Here is a 17877-nt window from a genome sequence, read left to right as displayed (position 1 = left end):
GAGTCACAAATGATCGGCTTTTTTAATGCATTGACCATTACGATCACATCGTGGCAGGCTGTCTCCTACTTCGGGTGCCGCTATCGGTGTCACCCGTTTGCACTATTCCGTGACGGAACCACAGCCATGACCGCCGATGATCGGCCGGCGGCATCCTCGCGAGTCAATAGCCCGAAAGTTCCTCACCGGCATCAAAACAAGAGAAGGCGCGCACATGGCGAAGATGTTTGTGCTGATTCCTAAAAAGCCAGGCCTTGCCGATCACGACTTTCACCCTCACTGGCTCACGACGCATGCCGCGCTCGCCCGCAGGATTACGGTGCTGGACAAGTACTGCCAGAGCCACGCCGATCCCGAACTGACGGCACGTCTGGCCCGGAAACCTTTTGCCGCTTCCAGCTTCCTGGGAGTTTCCGAAGCGTGGTTCCGTAGCGCGGACGAGGCGTTGAGCATGACGTCCACGGCTGAGTACCGGGACGGCGCGCTGCCTGACGAGGAGAACTTCATGGATGTTGCGAACAAGGCCAGGCTGTTCACAACGAAGGTGACGTCCTCCTCCAACGGCCCGGATCGCCCCGCTCCCGTCAAGCTCATGCTGTTTTCCGAACGACGCCGGGCTGTCGACGCAGATATGTTCGCCCGGTACTGGGCCGGCGAACATACCGGAATGCTCCACGCCCTCCCGCGGCTCGCCGGTCATACGCAGCGGTTGGTGGACTCCCGCGCCGGCGCGGCGAGCCTTCCGGACTGGTCGTTCGTGGACGAGCTCTGCTGGCGCACGGAATCCGACCTCAGGGCGGCCTGGGCTTCCCCTTGCCACGGCCCGGCTGCTTGAGTCAGCGACGCGTCTGGCCACCGATCGATCTGTGGTCCTGGCAGCACTCGAACACAGGATCATTTGGCACTGAAGCCAGTGCCGCCGGTCAATCGGTGAGGGCGGAAAACGTTCCGTGACCGCCAGCCAGCAGGACTCCCGACTCCGATTCGATCGAGCATGAGGCGGTGACGATTCTGCGCCCGGCGCGTTCGACGGTGCCGCGGAGGATCAGCGAGGATTCCTTGGCGATATAGATCGGCCGGTAGTAGGAGACCGAGATGTCCAGCAATTCTGGTGTGCCGTGCGCGATGCCTGCCGCCGCCGTCCGCAGGGCCAAGTCCGCCAGCCCGACGTGCAGGCCGCCGTGCATCGTCCCGAATTGGTTGGCCATGCTGGCCTTGGCGCCCATGCGCATCGTCGCCGTGCCTGCCTCAATCCGGGCGGTGTCCGGAGTCAGGGCCGCGGCCAGCAGACCTTGTTCCGCCTCCCACTTCGCGCCGCGGCCCAGCGGATCATCCTCCAAGCCGGCGGTCAAGCCTTCCACCGCGTTGCCGGCGTCGGCGTCCAGCACGATGAAGCGACCGGTGCATAGTGCGAACGGCTCGCCGTCGGGACCGTGCAGCGACGCCTGGGACAGACCGGTCCGCCCGTCCACGTGCAGGAGCTCGGCACGGCCGGTGGCAATACCGCCGGCCGGCGGAACCGGACCGAGGGAATCCAGGCGCAGGTCAACGGTCCTGATACCACGGTTCGGCCCAACCGCCTTGGCTACGGCCTGGGCAGTGGAAACATCTGCCAAAGCGCCGAGCCACCCCAGCGGCGGCGGCCCCGGCACGGTGGGCTTCGGCAGCGGCATCTGGGCCAGCGCCCACCCGTCACCGGTCTCCACCACGCGGCAACCAGTCAACACGTCGGCCGGATGGCGTGCCGGACGGCCGGCTGTACGGCGGTCAGCGATTCCTCCCCCGTCCCCCACAGGCGTGGGCAAGGGCAGGGCTGGCGGGGTCGGGGAGGAATTCATGGTCACCACCCTAAAGGTCAACTGCTCGACCGGTCAGCGTACGGCGGCCTTTTCGGCGTCGTCGAGTTCTGCGAGGTCCTTGTCCACGTCGGTGGAGATCACGGCCATCTCGCGGGCGTTCGGCAGACCGAACATGGCAACGAAGAGACCAACAACTCCTACGATGGTGACGTAGTACGCGACGGCCATGGATGAGAACGTCGAGGTCAGCCAGGTGGCCACATAGGGGGCGCTGCCGCCGAAGACTGCGAAGGCCAATTGGTAAGGCAGGGCGCTGGCGCTGGCCCGGATGTCCACGGGGAACAGTTCGACCACAGCAAAGCCGGCCACCAGGTTCATCGGGTACATGATGATGATCCAGCCGGTGATTGCTACGGCTGCCGCGACGGGGCCCTGTCCGATGAGCATGAGCGCCGGAATGGCCCAGACGACTAGGGCGGCCGCGTTGAGGCTGGCGAAGGTCTTGCGGGAAACGCGGTCGGACCAGCGGCAGATGGCAAGGACGGCCGGGATGCCAAGGAGGAACCCGATAGCCATGACGCCCAGCGCCGCGGGCATCTCATAGCCCTCGAACTTTACCAGCAGTGTAACCATGAAGCCGATGAGGATGTACCCGGACAGGGACACCAGCGCGACCCAGCCGAAGAGGACCAGCATTTCCTTCTTCACGGTGCGGAAAGCCTGCACCAAAGGCAGATGGCGCTTTTCGGACATTTCGACACGGGCGGCGGCGGCCTTGAAGGCATCGGATTCCTGCAGCTTCAGGCGCAGGTAGAGGCCGAGCAGGCCCAGCGGCGCGGCGACCAGGAATGGCACACGCCACCCCCAGGCCGACATCTGTGCGGCCGTGGTGATGGACTCCATGAGCAGTGAGAGCAGGATGCCGCTGACTACGCCGCCCATCACGCAAACAACCAGCCAGGAGCCATTGCGGCCACGCTGCTTGACCGGGGAATGCTCGATGACCAGCACGTAGGCGCCGCTCTGCTCGCCGCCGGCCGAGAAGGCCTGGGTCAGGCGGCACACCAGCAGCAGCGCCGGCGCCGCAACGCCGATCTGCTCGTACGTCGGCAGCAAACCAATCAGCGTAGTGGCCAGGCTCATGAGGATGACCGCAATGACCAACGCCTGCCGGCGACCCACACGGTCAGCCACGTGGCCGAAGACGATGGCCCCGACCGGACGCATGACAAAGGAGCCGCCATAGACGGCAAAGGTTGCCAATAACGCTGCCACCGGGCTGATGGTCGGGAAAAACAGCTGCGAAATCATGACGGCGAAGAAACCGTACAGGCTGAAGTCAAAGAATTCGATGAAGTTGCCGATGCCGCCGGCCCGGGTGGCATCGGCTCGCTTGCGGCGCAGTTCGCGGTCCTGTGATGCAGCGATAGTGCTCAACGTGCCTCCAAGAGGTATGTCATGTTGGTAGCCGTTTGCGCCGGAGACGGTAACGCCAAGCCGTTGCGCCAACCACGGGTTCCCGCCGCGATCCTGAAGCGGCTCATACATGATTATTGGTATGACCATTAAAAGTAGAACCGATAGTGAGTGACGTCAAGCACAATGGGAATCGATCCCATAGGCTGCGCAGTTTCGGGTGAGGAAGCGTCGCTAAGGCGCCACCGTCGGGAGGGAATCGCGGACGGGGATGTGGACGTTGAGGCCCTGCGATTCCAGGTAGACCAGGTGGCTGGCCGTCTCGGCCAGGGCCAACCGGAGCGGAGGACCCTGCAGGGAATCCCAGCCCCTGGATTAGCTCAGCCTTCGGGCGATGTCCCAAATCGAGCGCGGGGCGACCTCGTCGAGGACCTGGAGCACTTCCGCGGAACGTGCGCGGTTGCCTGCCAGTAGTTCATCAACGCGCCGGCGCATGCCGCTGAACCGGTATTCGTGCGCCGGGCAGACTTCCAGCTCGTCGCCGAGCGCGATCAGGTCCAGGGACTGGTAATAGTCGGCCAGCGGATTGGCCGGTCCGGGAATCTGGAGGGAAATGTTCGGGGAAATGCGGGGCAGGACGTGGTCGCCGCTGAAGATCAAGCCGTGTGCCTCGTCCACCAGGCAAACATGGCCGGGCGTGTGGCCGGGAGTGGCGACGACGCGCAGCCCCAGACCCCCGGCGGGCACCAGGGAACCGTCGGCAAGGCGCAGGTCCGGTGCGGCCAGCGTGTTCTGGATGGACAGCCATCTGTCGCCCAGGGTGATCTCATCCAGCCGTTCCTCAGGCACCCCCCAGAGCGCGAGCCGGACCCGGTCCGCGGCGATCCACGCAGCCGCATCCGAGACGGCCGGGAGATGGAGTGTTTCGTGCTCGCCCAAGGCCACCCAGGCGCGCGAGGCCTCGCGCACCCGGGCAGCCAGGCCCAGATGATCAGCATGCTGGTGTGTCACCACGACGCCGGTGAGATCCGTGAAGCCGACATTGGCCCGACGCAGTCCGGCGGTGAGGTGCCGCCAGCCCTCGTCGCTGGCCCAGCCAGGGTCCACCAGCACAGCCTCGTCCCGTCCGATCAGCAGGTAGCTGAGGGTGTACCGCAGCGGATGGTTCGGGAACGGGACAGGGATGGACCAAACGTCCTCGCGGATCTGCTCCACCGGCGGCAGGATCTTGTCCAGCCACGCAGCCTTCTGCTCATGGCCGGTCACCGTGATCGACAAACCGTGCACTGGCTTCCTTCCGGTCAGGGTTGCTGCAGACATCCGCCAGACTAGGCGTGCGCGCCGACGGCGGTACGCCGCAGGGCGCGAGAGAGTCCGGCAACCTCCGGCACCCATGCTGATAGGCCGTCAGCACTGTCGGCAGCCAGAATCGTCGCCGCGCAGGACGCGGCCCGGTCCGCCAGTTCCGAACCGACACCGTCGCCGGCACACATGCTGACGAACTTGTCGATCAGGCTTTCACCCGGCAGCCGGGTTTCCACGGACCACGGGTCACCCAGCGCGTAGTCGGCCGTTTCCGCGAAGCGGGTTCCTCTCGCGTAAACCTCCACGCCGCCGGGTATTCCGCGCCACTGCCCGCCACCCATCCACTGCGCAATGTTCGAAGACCGCGGTTCGGGCTCCACCGTGACCTTGGCGCGGAACGCGGCCATATGCGGGGCGCCCATCGCGTCCTCGTCATACCAGCGGGGTCCTACAGGGATCCCGTAGGCCAATGCCGCCATGGCGTGCGCGTGGCTGAATTCTGCCGTCAGCGGATCCTGGGGCTGCTGGTCGCGGAAAATCTGTGTCAGCGCCAGTGGATTGGCGCGGACGACAATGCGCTCGATCTCCTCGGCTTTCAGGCCGTGCTGTTCGATCAGCCGGCTGAAGGCCGTCAGCGGGTGGTGGATCCACCGGCAGCAGGGCCAAGGCTTGTAGGTGGTGTTGAGGATCTGCCAGTCCCGGCCCAGCCCTTTCAGAAGCACATCGTCGTCGTGGGTGGGCGACCCGTAGAAGCGCCAGAAGGCGTTCTCGCCGTCGAGGATATCCAAGAACCCGGTGCTGCCCCGTCCCGCCAGCAGGGCCGCGGAGATGCCGATCTCCGCGCACCAGCCGGCGTCGGCGTACTTATACATCGACTGGACGGGCGACTCCGCCCACTTGCGGATTGTGGGCTGGGGGGAATTTGCCCCGGCCACCCCGAAGGAATGGTTCACCTGCAGGGAATCAAGGCCGGCCGCGCTGGCGGCCGCCCCTGCCGCTGCCCAGGTGACCGTCGCGGGCGGCCCGCCGAGCTCGTTCCAGCCCACCACCTCACCATCCTTGACCTGAAACGGGGCCCCCATCCAACTGCCGATCCGGGCGCCGACGTCGAAGCCGACGGCGATCGCGGTCAGCAGGTCCCGATCGCTGCGGCCGAAGTGCTCGACCAGGGCGAGGGCCGAAAACACCGTCGCGTTGCCGAAATGCGTGGACGTCGGAAACGTATCGTCCGCGTCCAGGACGTTGGCCAGGCGCGCATTGGCGTACGCCGCATTCGTGGCGGACGTCTTGGAGTCCAGGCCCAAAACCGTCGCCTTCGGACTGCCGCCGAGCGAGTCGACATATTCGAGCGCGATCCTGCCGCTCTCAGTGTTGACCGCGCCCAGCGCACAGCCGACCGTGTCCAGCAGCAGGCGCCGGCATTCGTCCACCACCTCCGGCGGCAGGTCCTCGTAACGGGTGTCGGCCACGAAACCGGCCAGCCGCCGAGTTAATCCGTTATCACTTTCGGACATGTCCCGTGCTCCTCTCAGCCGGCCTGGGCCGCGGCGGGGCGGCGGTCGGGGATGGCAGGCGGACCGAATTTCGGGGCCCGTTTCTCGCTGAAGGCCTTGATGCCCTCTTGGAAGTCGGACTGGTTCATGAACTCGTCGATGATTTCCTTCGAGTGCTCGATCGAGTAACCCGGGCGGTTGTGGAGCAGGTCCGCGTAGAGCTGTCGCTTGGCGCTGGTCACCGACGCCGGCGACACCTGGGTGGCGATCATCCTGGCGGTCTTGTAGACCTCCTCGAGGAAGCCCTCGCCTGCCGGGTAGACCCCATTCAGGAAGCCCATCTGCAGCAGTTCCTCGGACCTGACGATGCGGCCGGTGAACAGGATGTCGGCCGCGTGAGTGATGCCGACGATGCGCGGCAGCACCCAGGAGAGCCCATACTCGGACGGCAGCCCCAGCCGCGGCGTCGAGGTGGTGAATTTGGCCCCGGCGGCCGCGAAGCGCAGGTCGCAGAAGCTGACCAGCGCCGCCGCAATGCCCGCGCACGCGCCGTTGATGGCGGCGATCACCGGCACGCGCAGTCCCCACTGCCAGACCAGGTCCGTTTCGAACTCCGGGTTCACGCCCCGGCCGGGATTTGCATACTCATCGCTGGCCACGGTGTCGGCGTAGTTCTCTTCGCTGGTCGTGTAGAAGTCCAGCGCCTTGGCGTCGGCGCCCACGCAGAACTGGTTGCCGGTCCCGGTGAGGACGACCACGCGCACCGCGGGATCGTTGTCCAGGGTGTCCATGATCCACCGGTATTCAGCGTTCATCCGGTTGGTCCAGGAGTTCCCCCGGCCGGGACGGTGCAACCAGACAGTGGCGACACCGTCGTCGGCGATCCGGTATTTCGTGACCCTCAGTTCCATGGCAGGTCCTTTCCTAGTGATGGTTTCCTCCAGCGGGCCGGGCAGCCCACCGCGAATCAGGCGGGGACCTGCGTGTTGACGCGGGTGGTTTCGCGGATGAAGTCCAGCGCCTGGGGCCAGGACAGGCGGAACGCGTCGGCGTTCGCCTGCTCGTTGTGCCGGCCCTTGTCACTGAACCCGTGCTTGGCCTCTGGATACAGGTGCACGATGCTGGGTGCGGCTTCCCTGGACTGCAGGGCCTCCTGCAGTGCCAGGAAGCTCTCGCGCGAGACAATCGAGTCCTTGCCGGGGTAGGCCATCAGCACCGGCGCATCGGTCCGAGCCGTGTGCGCAATGGCATCGATCTTATGGTTCGCCGCCGGCGGGATTGTCACGGTCGGGTGATACGCGATGACGTTAGCCAGATCGGCGTTGCGGCCGCCCAGGATGAACGCGTAGCGCCCGCCCAAACACCAGCCGATGACGCCCACCCGCTTGAGGCCCATGCTGCCGCGCATGTGCGCCAGCAGCTTTTCCTGCTCGGCCACCGCGGTGTCGTCGTCCAGCTGTGCCAGCAGTTTACTCAGTTCATCGTGGCTGGTGTCGTCGGAGCTTTTGCCGTGCCACGGGTCCCAGGACAGGGCGACGACGCCGGTTTCGCGAGCGATGGTGTCGGCGAACTCCCGGACCTGTGCGCCGATGCCGGTGATCATCGGCAGCAGCAGAATGCCCGCAGCGGGCCGCCCGGCATCCGGGGATGACGGCACGGCCTGGTAGGCACGCAGCCCGTCGATGTCGACGTACTCGGAGCGAATTTCACTAGACAAAAGTTGCCCTCCTTTAGTGCAGGCCTGACGCCAAGATGAGTTTCATCACATCAAATCAACCATGGATCAGCCGCAAGGTCAAACCATTTGAAACCGCCCTGAGAGCGATTGACAAGCCGGCTAATGCCGATTCAAATGGTATGACCTATAGTATATTTTGGCTTAGGCAGACCACGGGTCCGCCGGACAAGCCAACCTAAGCAGGAGGCCAAGGATGACCATCCACAGCGTTCCCACCGGCACGGTGGAGGCAGCCGGAGCGCTGCTTCCGCTCAGCGGCGTTAAGATCGTCGATCTTTCGCAGATCGGCGCCGGACCATACGGCACCTCGATGCTGGGCGACCTGGGGGCCGACGTCATCAAAGTGGAACCCCTGCAGGGCGACAGCTTCCGCTATGTGGACAACGCCTACGACCATGGCGAGAGCGCCTACTTCTTCGGCGTGAACCGCAGCAAGCGCTCCATGGCGCTGGATCTGAAGGATCCCGAGGGCTACAAGGTGCTGATGCGCCTGGTCGAGGACGCCGACGTCTTCGTCGTCGCCTTCCGCCCGGATGCAGTCAAGCGCATGGGCCTGGATTTCGAGACCCTCAGCAAGGTCAACGACCGCCTGATCTACGCCTCCGTCACCGCGTTCGGCGAGACCGGTCCGCGGGCCCACCAGCCCGGCATGGACATCCTGGCCCAGGCCCTCAGCGGGATGATGGGCGTCACCGGCGAGGTCGGCGGCGGACCGGTCAAGGTGGGGGTGCCGATCGCCGACTTCGTCGGTTCGTTCTTCCTCGGCTTCGGCGTCTGCGCGGCGCTGCGCCAGCGGGACCAGACCGGCCGCGGCGACAAGATCACCATCAACCTGCTGGACGGCCAGATCGCGGCCTTTGCCAACTACATCACCGCCTACGACAAGACCGGGGTCCCGTTCCGGCCCCAGGGCGGCGGACACCCGCAGCTGGTGCCCTACCAGCCCTTCCTAGGGTCCGACGGCAAACACTTCATCCTGGCCTGCCTCAATGACAGATTCTGGAAGGTGCTGCTGCCGCTGCTGGCCGAATTCGAAGACTTCGACGACCCGCGGTTCGCTTCCAATTCCGGGCGCGTAGAGCACCGGGACGAGCTGTGCGGCCGGCTGCAGGCGGTGTTCGACAGCCGGCCGGCGGCCTACTGGCTGCAGCGGCTGGAGGAGGCCGGCGTGCCGTGCAGCGCCATTCACCGCATGGAGGATGCCATGGAGGATCCGCAGGTCTTGGCCAACGGCTCCATCGCCGAACTCGAGCATCCCCGGTTCGGCACCTACAAGGTCCCCAACAATCCCATCCGCTTCGAGCGGGCGGCCACCGGTCCGCGCGGCTACTCCCCGGGACTGGGCGAGCACACCCACGAAATCCTCGCCGCCGCCGGCTTCAGTCCCGAAGAAATCCAGGGCCTGCGCGACCGCGGCATCGTCAACCAGACCTTCGTGCCGTCGGCGGTCTAGCCGCGGCCATCCACCCGAAATCATTTACCTAAGGAGTACCAAGTTGGTCGCAATGACAGCAGAAGCCACCGGTGTCATCTGGGGACGGGAGGTCGTCCGGGGAACCGTGCACGGCCGCCCGGCCCTGATGTACAAGGATCGCCCGACAGCGGTCAACCAGTTCCTCCTCGAGGCCCGCCGCTGGGGCGACCGCGAACTGCTGGTCCAGGGCAGCCGCCGCATCAGCTACCGCGAGCACGAACAGGCCGTGGCCCGCGTGGCCAACCGTCTGGCTGCCTACGGCGTCGCCGCCGGGGACCGGGTCATGCTGCTGGGCTTCAACTCCATCGAATGGTACGTGTCCTTCTGGGCCGTGCAGAGCCTCGGTGCCGTCGCCGCACTGGGCAACCCCTGGTGGAGCGACCACGAGGTGGCGGCGCTGGTCGAAAAGGTTCAGCCGAAGCTGGCCCTGACCGACCGCGACATCCGCCAGGTCTCCCGGGTGCCGATCGCCGAGCTCCGCAGGCTCGTCGACAGCGGCGAGCCTGCGGAGCTGACCTTGGCCGAAGTCGACGAGTCGGCACCCGCCGTTATCATGTTCAGCTCCGGCACGACGGGCCTTCCCAAGGGCATCCTCGTCTCCCAGCGCTCGGTCATCGGCAATATGCACAACCTTTTGGCCATGACCAATCGGCTGCCCAACGAACTGCCCGACGACTTCCAGGGCACCACCAGCATGCAGTCAGTGCCGATGTTCCACCTGGCCGGCGTCCAGGTCAGCTGCGCGACCCTGCTGCAGGGCGGCAAGCTCGTCATGCTCGACGGCAAGTTCGACCCGGCAGAGGTGCTGCGCCTGATCGAGGTCGAGAAGGTCCGCTCCTGGGGGGCCATCCCCACCATGGTCTCCCGGGTGATCGAGCACCCGGACATCAAGACCCGCGACGTCTCCAGCCTGGCCTCTGTGCCGTTGGGCGGCTCCGCAGTACCGGACGAACTGCGCGAACGCATCTCCGAGGCCTTCCCCAACGTGCAGAAGCGCATCGGCAGTCTCTACGGGCTGACCGAGACCGGTGGCCTGCTGGCCGCCGGCTCCGGCCGCGAGATCACCGGCCACCCCGGACGCGTCGGCAAGCCGCTGCCCGTGATCGAGGTGAAGATCGCCAACCCCGATGCCACCGGCGAGGGCGAAATCATGGGCCGCACCCCTAACGCTCCCGAAGAGATCCTGGGCGAGGCGCCGATCGAGGACGCCGAAGGGTGGATCGCCTCCGGCGACCTGGGCCGGATCGATGATGAAGGCTATCTCTACGTGACCGGGCGCGCGAAGGAAATCATCATCCGCGGCGGGGAGAACATCGCCTCGGCCAATATCGAGAACACGCTGCTGCGCCATCCGAGCGTCGCCGACGCGGGCGTCGTCGCGCTGCCGGACCCGGACCTCGGCGAGAAGGTGGGTGCCGCCGTCGTCATAAAGCCGGAGGCTGAGGCCCCGTCGATCGATGAACTGGCCGCCCTGTGCAAGGGATTCCTAGCCCGTTACGAGATGCCGGACAACTGGTGGATTCGCCGGGACAAGCTGCCGATGACCGCCATCGGGAAGATGAGCAAGAAGGAACTGATCGCAGCCTGGACCGGCCGCGGCGGCGAAACGATCCTCGAGGCCTGAGGCAGGAGAACGCACGTGGCTGGAGCACTCAAAGGAATCACCGTCGTCGAACTCGAAGGGATGGGCCCGGCGCCGTTCTGCGCCATGCTCCTGGCCGACATGGGGGCCGAAGTCATCCGCGTGGAGCGCCCGCGGGACCGCCGCCGTGATCCCGATGAGGCGCGGCGTCGGGACACCTTCGGCCGCGGCCGGAAGTCGATCATCGCCGACCTGAAGGCACCCGAGGGCCGGGACCTGGTGCTGGAACTGGCCGGCACGGCCGACGTGCTGATCGAAAGCTTCCGTCCCGGGGTGATGGAGCGGCTCGGACTGGGGCCTGACGATGTAAGGGCAGTGAACGGGCGCCTCGTCTACGCCCGGATGACCGGCTGGGGCCAGTCCGGCCCGCTGGCACAGACGGCCGGCCACGACATCAACTACATTGCGATGGCCGGGGCCCTCGAACCGATCGGCCGGGCGGGCGGGGCGCCGGTCCCGCCGCTGGCCTTGGTCGGAGACTTCGGCGGGGGCGGGCTGACCCTGGCTGTGGGCATCCTGGCGGCCCTGCTGGAAGCGGGCCGTTCCGGCCTGGGCCAGGTGGTGGACGCCTCCTGCGTGGACGGGGCTTCCCTGCTGATGTCGGTGGTCCACCATATGCGGTCGGTGGGGCACTGGAACGACGAACGGGGCACCAACCTCTTCGACACCGGGGCGCCCTTCTACGACGTCTACGAAACCGCGGATGGCAAGTACGTCTCCGTCGGCGCCGTCGAACCGAAGTTCTACACTGCGCTGCTGGGGGCGCTCGGCCTGGACAATGACCACATGCACCCGCAGTACGACCGCGGCGCCTGGCCTTGGCGCCGGGAGCAGTTCCGCCAGGTGTTCGCCGGCCGTCCCCGGTCCGAGTGGGAGGAGGTCTTCGACGGAGTGGAGGCCTGCTTCTCCCCGGTCCTCTCCCCCGCCGAGGCTGCCGCACACCCCTACCATCAGGAACGCGGTGCCTTTGTCGACGTCGACGGCTTTAACGAACCGGCGCCCAGTCCGCGGTTCGGCCGCACCCCCTCCACCGCGCTCTCCCGCCCCTTGCCGGGCGGAGACACGGACAGCATCCTCCGGCAGCTCGGCTGGCCGGAGGACAGGATCGCGGCGTCCAGGGACGCCGGGACCATCCAGTAGCTCATCGTTCACAAGGAAGAGGAATGGCAATGCTTGAAACCACCCAGGACCGGCCCGCCGCTGGCACCGGAACGTATGAATCCCTCGAGGACTTCACGGCGCGCGCCAAAGCGTTCCTCGACGCGCATCTGAAGCCGCGCGGCGCCCGCGGGAAGTTCGTCTGGGGCGAGGGCGAGGACACCGGGGTCAAGCTGTGGGAAGAGCCTGACTCCGAGGAAGAGCGGGCCCGCCTGGCAGAGGCCCGCGAGTGGCGGCGCGCCCGCTTCGACGCCGGTTTCGGCTGGCTGGACGGGCCGGCGGACCAGGGCGGCGCGGACCTGCCGCGCGAGTACCAGCGTGCCTACCGCAGGCTAGAGAGCCAGTACGCGACGCCCAGCGATACATACTTCAAGCTGGACCATGTCCTGGGCCCGGTCATCCTGCAGCGCGGCACGGAGCAGACCCGCACCACCATCCCGCGCGCCCTGTTCCGCGGTGACCTGGTGGCCTGCGAGCTGTTCAGCGAGCCCGACGCCGGTTCCGATATGTTCTCCGCCCGCACCAAGGCGGTGCGCACCGAGGGCGGCTGGCTGCTGAACGGCCAGAAGGTCTGGACCTCGGACGCGCACCTGGCGGACGTCGGCGTCATCTTCTGCCGCACCGGCAGCGAACCGGGCAAGGGTGCGTTTTCGTCGTTTGTGCTGGACATGCGCCAGCCCGGCGTGAAGGTGGTGCCGCTGCGCCAGATGACCGGCGGCGCCGCGTTCAACGAGGTCTACCTAGACGATGCGTTCGTGCCGGACGGGAACCTGCTCGGCGAGGTCGGCGAAGGCTGGGACGTCACCCGCGAAATCCTGGCCAGGGAACGGGCCGGCATCGGCGCCGGGCTCGCCCGCTCCGGTTCCGGCATCGCCAACGGAACCCGCCTGACCGCCCTGGTCCAGGCGATGGGCAGGCAGGAGGACCCCCTGGTTCGCCAGGAACTGATCAAGACCATCAGCGCGTTCTGGGCCACCAAGCAGCTGACCTCCCGCGGCTCGGACCGCGTCGGCGCCGCGGCCTTCCGCTCGGATCCGGTGCCGCTGGTCAGCAAGCTCGCCCTGAGCAACAACCTCCGGCGCGCCTCACACCTGGTCGGCGAGGTGCTCGGCCCACGGCTGGCGGCGGACGACGGCGAATGGGGCACCTTCAGCTGGAACTCGCTGGTCCTCGGCGAGCCGGGCGTGCACATCTTCGCCGGCACCGACGAAATTGTCCGCAACTCGATCGCCGAAAAAGTCCTCGGCCTGCCGCGGGACTAGGGGCCGGGATGGAGACAACGGCTACTGCCACCGAGGAATTCGTGGACGGGCTGCGAATCGCCTACCGCCTGCCCGAAACCGTCGATGCTCCGCGTGTCGTCATGGTGCACGGGGCTATGGATACCGCAGCCAGCTTCGACCGACTGGCCGCCTGCCTGCCGGAGTACGAGGTCATCACCTACGACCGGCGCGGTTACGGCGGCTCGCCCATCCGTAATAACCGGCCTGGGCTGATGGCTGACCACGTCGACGATCTGCTGGCGGTCATCGGCAACAGACCCTCCTATGTCTTCGGGCACAGCCTTGGAGGGGTGATCAGCCTGGCCGCGGCTGAACGCTGCCCTGATGTGATCGCCGGCGTCATGGTCTACGAGTCGCCGCTGCCGTGGGAGGAATGGTGGCCCGCGCCGCCGCTGCCGGAGCACTCCACCACCGACCCGGCACTGGTGCGGCCCGCCGCCGAGGCGTTCCTCCGCCGGGCCATGGGGGACGACCGCTGGGAGACGCTGCCGGACGAAACACGGGAGGCCTTCCTCGGCTGGGGACCCATCTGGGCGACCGAACTCGCCGATGCCCGCTTCCAGGGTCCGGTTTTCATCCCGGAGAATCTGTCCGTGCCCCTGCTCACCTCCTACGGGACGAAGACCGACGCGCGCCACCGCCGCGGAATCCAGGAGGTGTCCCGCCGGGCCGGCGCTCCCGTGGTTACCGTCGACGGCGGCAACCACCTGGCGCACCGCCGGTTCCCGGCTGAGCTGGCGGCCTTGCTGCGGGACTTCATCACTGTGACTGAGGAAAGCGCGGCTCATGCACCTGCAGGGTAGGAGGATCATCGTCACCGGCGGCGCCCAAGGCATGGGCGAGGCCACGGTCCGCGCCTATGTCCGCGAGGGCGCCGCGGTCGTGACCATGGACGTGCGCGACGAGCAGGGCGAGGAGGTTGCCCGGACGGCGACCGGGGCAGGCCCGGGCAAAGCGGTCTACCGCCACGTCGACGTGTCCAGCCGGGACGAGGTGTTCGCCGGTGTCGGGGAGGCTGCGGACCTGCTCGGCGGCTTGGACGTCCTGGTCAACGTGGCCGGTGTGCAGCGGGCCAAGCCGGCGCATGAGCTGACCGAGGCCGACCTGGATTTCCTGCTCGGCATCAACCTGCGCGGCACGATCTATACCAACCAGGCCGCCTACGGTGTGATGCACGGCCAGGAATTGGGCACCATCCTGAACATTGGCTCCGACGCAGGCCTGACCGGCATCAAGGGCCTGGCCGGCTATTCGGCGTCCAAGGGCGGCATTATGGCCTGGACCCGCACCGTAGCCGCCGAATGGGGCCGGCAGGGCGTCCGGGTGAACTCGGTGGTGCCCGCTGTGCAGACTCCTATGACCTCGGCCGGGCGCACCGAGCGCGGCAAACTGTATGATTCCGGGCCGCTGGGCGGACTGGGCGATCCGGACCGGGACTTCGCACCGGTCATGGTCTTCCTCGCCTCCGAGGGGGCCCGGTTCATCACAGGACAAATCATCGCGGTCAACGGCGGCCTCGGCATGGTCCGCTGAGGCCGAAGGACCCACGCGACACTTGATTGGTATGACCAACGAACTATTGACTTAGCATCTCAATCACTGCAACTATGACAGGCGTCACATACACCGGCAGGGCCCACTCGATCACCAAACCTTCCGCTGCCGCAGTCTCAACCGCAACGAGTCAGGGGATCCAATGCAACCATCAGCGAGCGCCACTCTCGGCCCTACAACGACAGGCACGGGCATCACCGTCCGGAACCTCGTCAAGACCTTCGACACCGAGGACGGCCTGGTCACGGCCGTGGACAACGTCAGCCTGCACGTACCGCAAGGCGCCTTCTTCACCATCGTGGGGCCCAGCGGATGCGGGAAGACCACCATCATCCGGATGCTGGCCGGACTGGAATCACCCACGTCGGGCAGCTTCACAATCAATGCTGACCATTCCGGCGAGGTGACGAACTCGATGGTGTTCCAGGGTGATTCACTGTTCCCCTGGATGAATGTCTGGGACAACGCCGCCTACGGGCTGAGGATGCGCCGGGCACCCAGGTCCGTGATTCGGGAACAGGTGGGCCATTACCTGGACAAGACCGGCCTGACCCCGTTCGCCCAGGCATACCCGCACCAGCTGTCAGGTGGCATGCGCCAGCGCGTCTCGATCGCCCGGGCCTTTGCCAACGACCCCGATGTCTTCTTTATGGACGAGCCCTTCTCAGCGCTCGACGAGCAGAACAAGACGGTCCTGCAGGAGGAGCTGCTGCGCACTTGGGAGGAAAGCAGGAAGACCGTCGTCTTCATCACCCACTCCGTAGACGAAGCCGTCACGCTCGGCGACAAGGTCATGATCATGACGGCCCGCCCGGGCCGGGTCAAGAAAATCGTCGACGTTCCCTTCGAGCGTCCGCGCAGCGTCCTGGAGCTGCGGCGCCAGCCCGAATACGGGGAAATGATCTACGACATCTGGGGATCGCTCAAAGACGAGGTTTCGGGGGCCCGGCTATGACCACCGGAACCAGGCAAACCACGCCCGCATCCACCACTGAGCCGAGACCGGACACGGCAGCCCTGAAGCCGCGTGCACGCCGTTCAGTTTGGGGCCGCATCGGCGGCGAGCGTGTCGCAGCCATCCTCGCGCCGATCGGACTGCTGGTCCTATGGGAGCTTGCCGTCCAGGCAGGCGTGCTCAACCCGCAGTTTTTCCCCGCGCCGACAACCATTGCCGGGCAGTTCATGGGCATGCTCGTGTCAGGTGAACTCGTCGAGACCACATGGGTGAGCATCCGCCGCCTGCTGATCGGCTTCATCATCGGCGCTGTCCCGGCCGTCGTCATCGGAATCATCATGGGCTTGAACCGCTGGGTCCGGACCATCGCCGAACCGATCGTGGCCGCAACCTATCCCATCCCCAAGACCGCGATCTTCCCGTTGCTGCTCATCATCTTCGGGCTCGGCGAATCCTCGAAGATCGCCGTCGTCGCGATCGGCGTGTTTTTCCCCGTCGTCGTCAACACGGCGGCCGGAGTCCTGGGCATCCACCAGATCCACCACGACGTCGGCAAGAACTTCCGGGCGAGCCGGTTTCAGGTGTTCCGGACCATCGCCCTGCCCGGGGCTACCCCGCTGATCATTGCCGGGATGAAGCTCGGCGTCGGCATGGCCCTGATGCTCATCGTCGTGGCGGAAATGCTCGGCGGCACGGACGGACTCGGCTTCATGATCTGGAACTCGTGGTCGACCTTCAGGGTCGAGACGATGTACGTAGCGCTGATCGTCATCTCCATCCTCGGCGTCGTGATGACATACCTGCTCACGGAAATTGAACGCCTGCTCACACCTTGGAACCGCAAGGCTTCCTGAGCGGCCTCCGCCGCACAGACCGTACCACCAACCTCGCACCCGCCCCGAGAAAGGCTTCCACATGCCCAAACTCCCAGCTGTCCCGCGCAAACTTGGCCGGGTCACCGGCGCCCTCGTCGTCCTCGCCACCCTGCTCGCCGTCACGGCCTGCGGCGGCGACGCCAGCGGCGGGAGCTCCGGCGGCGAGGGCACGACCAAGGTCACCGTCGGACATGCCGCCGGGCTGACCAACGTCCCGCTGTACGTTGCCATCGAGCGCGGGTACTTCCAAGAAGAAGGCCTCGAGGTCGAGCTCATGGCGTTCAAGTCCGGAGGCGACATGGTGGCCCCGCTGTCCTCGGGCAGCCTCGACGCCGGAACGGGCGCCCCCGGTGCCGGCATCTTCAACGCCGTCGGCCGCGGACTCGGCGTCCGGCTCGTCGGCGACACCGGCCACCTCGACGAGGGCAACAAGTACTCGTCGCTGATTGTTCGCAAGGAACTCGTGGACAGCGGCAAGTTCTCCTCTCTCAAGGACCTCAAGGGCTTGCGCATGGGCCTGTACGCCGATGGCACCTCGACCACACTGTGGTTCGACCGTGCCCTGGCCAAGGCGGGGCTGACCCGCGCCGACATCACTCCGAACTACCTCGGCGGGCCGGACCAGGCCGTCGGGCTGCAAAACGGCTCCATCGATGCCGCCACGCTGGCCGAACCGTTCGCTTCGAAGGTCATCAACAGCGGCGCCGCGGTGCGGGTCGCCGTCGGTGCGGACTTCTATCCCGAACTGCAGCTGGGCACCTTGATGTACGGCACCGCGTTCACCCAGAAGGCCCCCGACAAAGCCGTCGCCTTCATGAACGGCTGGCTGCGCGGCACCAAGGACTTCAATGCGGCCATCGTTGACGGCCAGCTGAAGGGCGAGGGCTCGGACGAGATCGTCAAGATCGTCGCGAAGCACACCGACATAGACGAGGCTGTGCTGAAATCAGCGTACTTCCCGGACATCAGCGAGGACGGATCAATGAACATCGAGGGGCTCGGCAACGACCTCGACACGTTCCGCAAGGATGGCCTGATCGAGAAGAAGGACCTGAAGATCGAAGACATCGTGGACACCTCGTATGTCGAGAAGGCACAGGCCCGAATGGCCGCGGCCAAATAAGGTTCGCTGGATGATCGTTGCCGTGCACAGCGGAACCCCGCAGTGCACGGCAACGCCCGTTA

General features: G+C 66.3%; 16 protein-coding genes. 10 read left to right on the top strand and 6 right to left on the bottom strand.

Features of this window, described 5'->3' with window-relative positions; genetic code table 11:
- The first annotated feature begins 136 nt into the window (after positions 1 to 136).
- Positions 137 to 835, top strand: coding sequence for an EthD domain-containing protein (locus AC5RW2_RS31075; protein WP_494074878.1), 699 nt, complete (start codon positions 137 to 139; stop codon positions 833 to 835).
- Positions 836 to 923: 88 nt separating this feature from the next.
- On the opposite strand, the gene AC5RW2_RS31070 is transcribed toward AC5RW2_RS31075, so the two are convergent.
- From AC5RW2_RS31070 to AC5RW2_RS31045, 6 genes are all read right to left on the bottom strand, one after another.
- A complete protein-coding gene (locus AC5RW2_RS31070; protein WP_493964470.1) occupies positions 924 to 1838 on the bottom strand; it encodes a hotdog fold thioesterase in 915 nt (304 codons plus the stop codon).
- 33 nt (positions 1839 to 1871) lie between these two features.
- Complete coding sequence (locus AC5RW2_RS31065; protein WP_493964469.1) at positions 1872 to 3236, bottom strand: MFS transporter; 1365 nt, start codon at positions 3234 to 3236, stop codon at positions 1872 to 1874.
- 354 nt (positions 3237 to 3590) lie between these two features.
- Complete coding sequence (locus tag AC5RW2_RS31060) at positions 3591 to 4535, bottom strand: MBL fold metallo-hydrolase (RefSeq protein ID WP_493964468.1); 945 nt, start codon at positions 4533 to 4535, stop codon at positions 3591 to 3593.
- A gap of 8 nt (positions 4536 to 4543) precedes the next feature.
- Positions 4544 to 6034, bottom strand: coding sequence for an MmgE/PrpD family protein (locus AC5RW2_RS31055; protein ID WP_493964467.1), 1491 nt, complete (start codon positions 6032 to 6034; stop codon positions 4544 to 4546).
- Positions 6035 to 6048: 14 nt separating this feature from the next.
- Positions 6049 to 6924 (bottom strand): enoyl-CoA hydratase-related protein, encoded by an 876-nt coding sequence (locus tag AC5RW2_RS31050; protein ID WP_493964466.1) that lies wholly within the window; start codon positions 6922 to 6924, stop codon positions 6049 to 6051.
- A 56-nt stretch (positions 6925 to 6980) separates the two neighbouring features.
- Positions 6981 to 7730, bottom strand: a complete 750-nt coding sequence (locus AC5RW2_RS31045; RefSeq protein ID WP_493964465.1) for a dienelactone hydrolase family protein — start codon at positions 7728 to 7730, stop codon at positions 6981 to 6983.
- 214 nt (positions 7731 to 7944) lie between these two features.
- Here AC5RW2_RS31045 and AC5RW2_RS31040 point away from each other — a divergent pair, with 214 nt between their 5' ends.
- The 9 genes from AC5RW2_RS31040 to AC5RW2_RS31000 all read left to right on the top strand — a co-directional run bounded on the left by AC5RW2_RS31040 (position 7945) and on the right by AC5RW2_RS31000 (position 17815).
- A complete protein-coding gene (locus AC5RW2_RS31040; protein WP_493964464.1) occupies positions 7945 to 9204 on the top strand; it encodes a CaiB/BaiF CoA transferase family protein in 1260 nt (419 codons plus the stop codon).
- 52 nt (positions 9205 to 9256) lie between these two features.
- Positions 9257 to 10849, top strand: coding sequence for a class I adenylate-forming enzyme family protein (locus AC5RW2_RS31035; RefSeq protein WP_493964498.1), 1593 nt, complete (start codon positions 9257 to 9259; stop codon positions 10847 to 10849).
- A 15-nt stretch (positions 10850 to 10864) separates the two neighbouring features.
- Positions 10865 to 12007, top strand: coding sequence for a CaiB/BaiF CoA transferase family protein (locus tag AC5RW2_RS31030; RefSeq protein WP_493964463.1), 1143 nt, complete (start codon positions 10865 to 10867; stop codon positions 12005 to 12007).
- Between the two features lie 23 nt (positions 12008 to 12030).
- Complete coding sequence (locus AC5RW2_RS31025; protein ID WP_493964462.1) at positions 12031 to 13287, top strand: acyl-CoA dehydrogenase family protein; 1257 nt, start codon at positions 12031 to 12033, stop codon at positions 13285 to 13287.
- An 8-nt stretch (positions 13288 to 13295) separates the two neighbouring features.
- Positions 13296 to 14111, top strand: coding sequence for an alpha/beta fold hydrolase (locus AC5RW2_RS31020; RefSeq protein ID WP_493964461.1), 816 nt, complete (start codon positions 13296 to 13298; stop codon positions 14109 to 14111).
- Positions 14095 to 14841 (top strand): SDR family NAD(P)-dependent oxidoreductase, encoded by a 747-nt coding sequence (locus AC5RW2_RS31015; protein ID WP_493964460.1) that lies wholly within the window; start codon positions 14095 to 14097, stop codon positions 14839 to 14841. The genes AC5RW2_RS31020 and AC5RW2_RS31015 overlap by 17 nt, the downstream gene beginning before the upstream one ends.
- Positions 14842 to 15004: 163 nt before the next feature.
- Positions 15005 to 15817: an ABC transporter ATP-binding protein gene (locus tag AC5RW2_RS31010; RefSeq protein ID WP_493964459.1), complete on the top strand. Its 813-nt coding sequence runs from the start codon at positions 15005 to 15007 to the stop codon at positions 15815 to 15817.
- On the top strand, positions 15814 to 16671 hold the full coding sequence (locus AC5RW2_RS31005) for an ABC transporter permease (RefSeq protein WP_493964458.1): 858 nt from the start codon (positions 15814 to 15816) through the stop codon (positions 16669 to 16671). The genes AC5RW2_RS31010 and AC5RW2_RS31005 overlap by 4 nt, the downstream gene beginning before the upstream one ends.
- Before the next feature lie 61 nt (positions 16672 to 16732).
- A complete protein-coding gene (locus tag AC5RW2_RS31000) occupies positions 16733 to 17815 on the top strand; it encodes an ABC transporter substrate-binding protein (RefSeq protein ID WP_493964457.1) in 1083 nt (360 codons plus the stop codon).
- Positions 17816 to 17877 lie beyond the last annotated feature (62 nt).

It is taken from the genome of Arthrobacter sp. B0316-1-20, from assembly GCF_059091865.1.
This window is presented reverse-complemented; position numbering and strand designations above follow the sequence as displayed.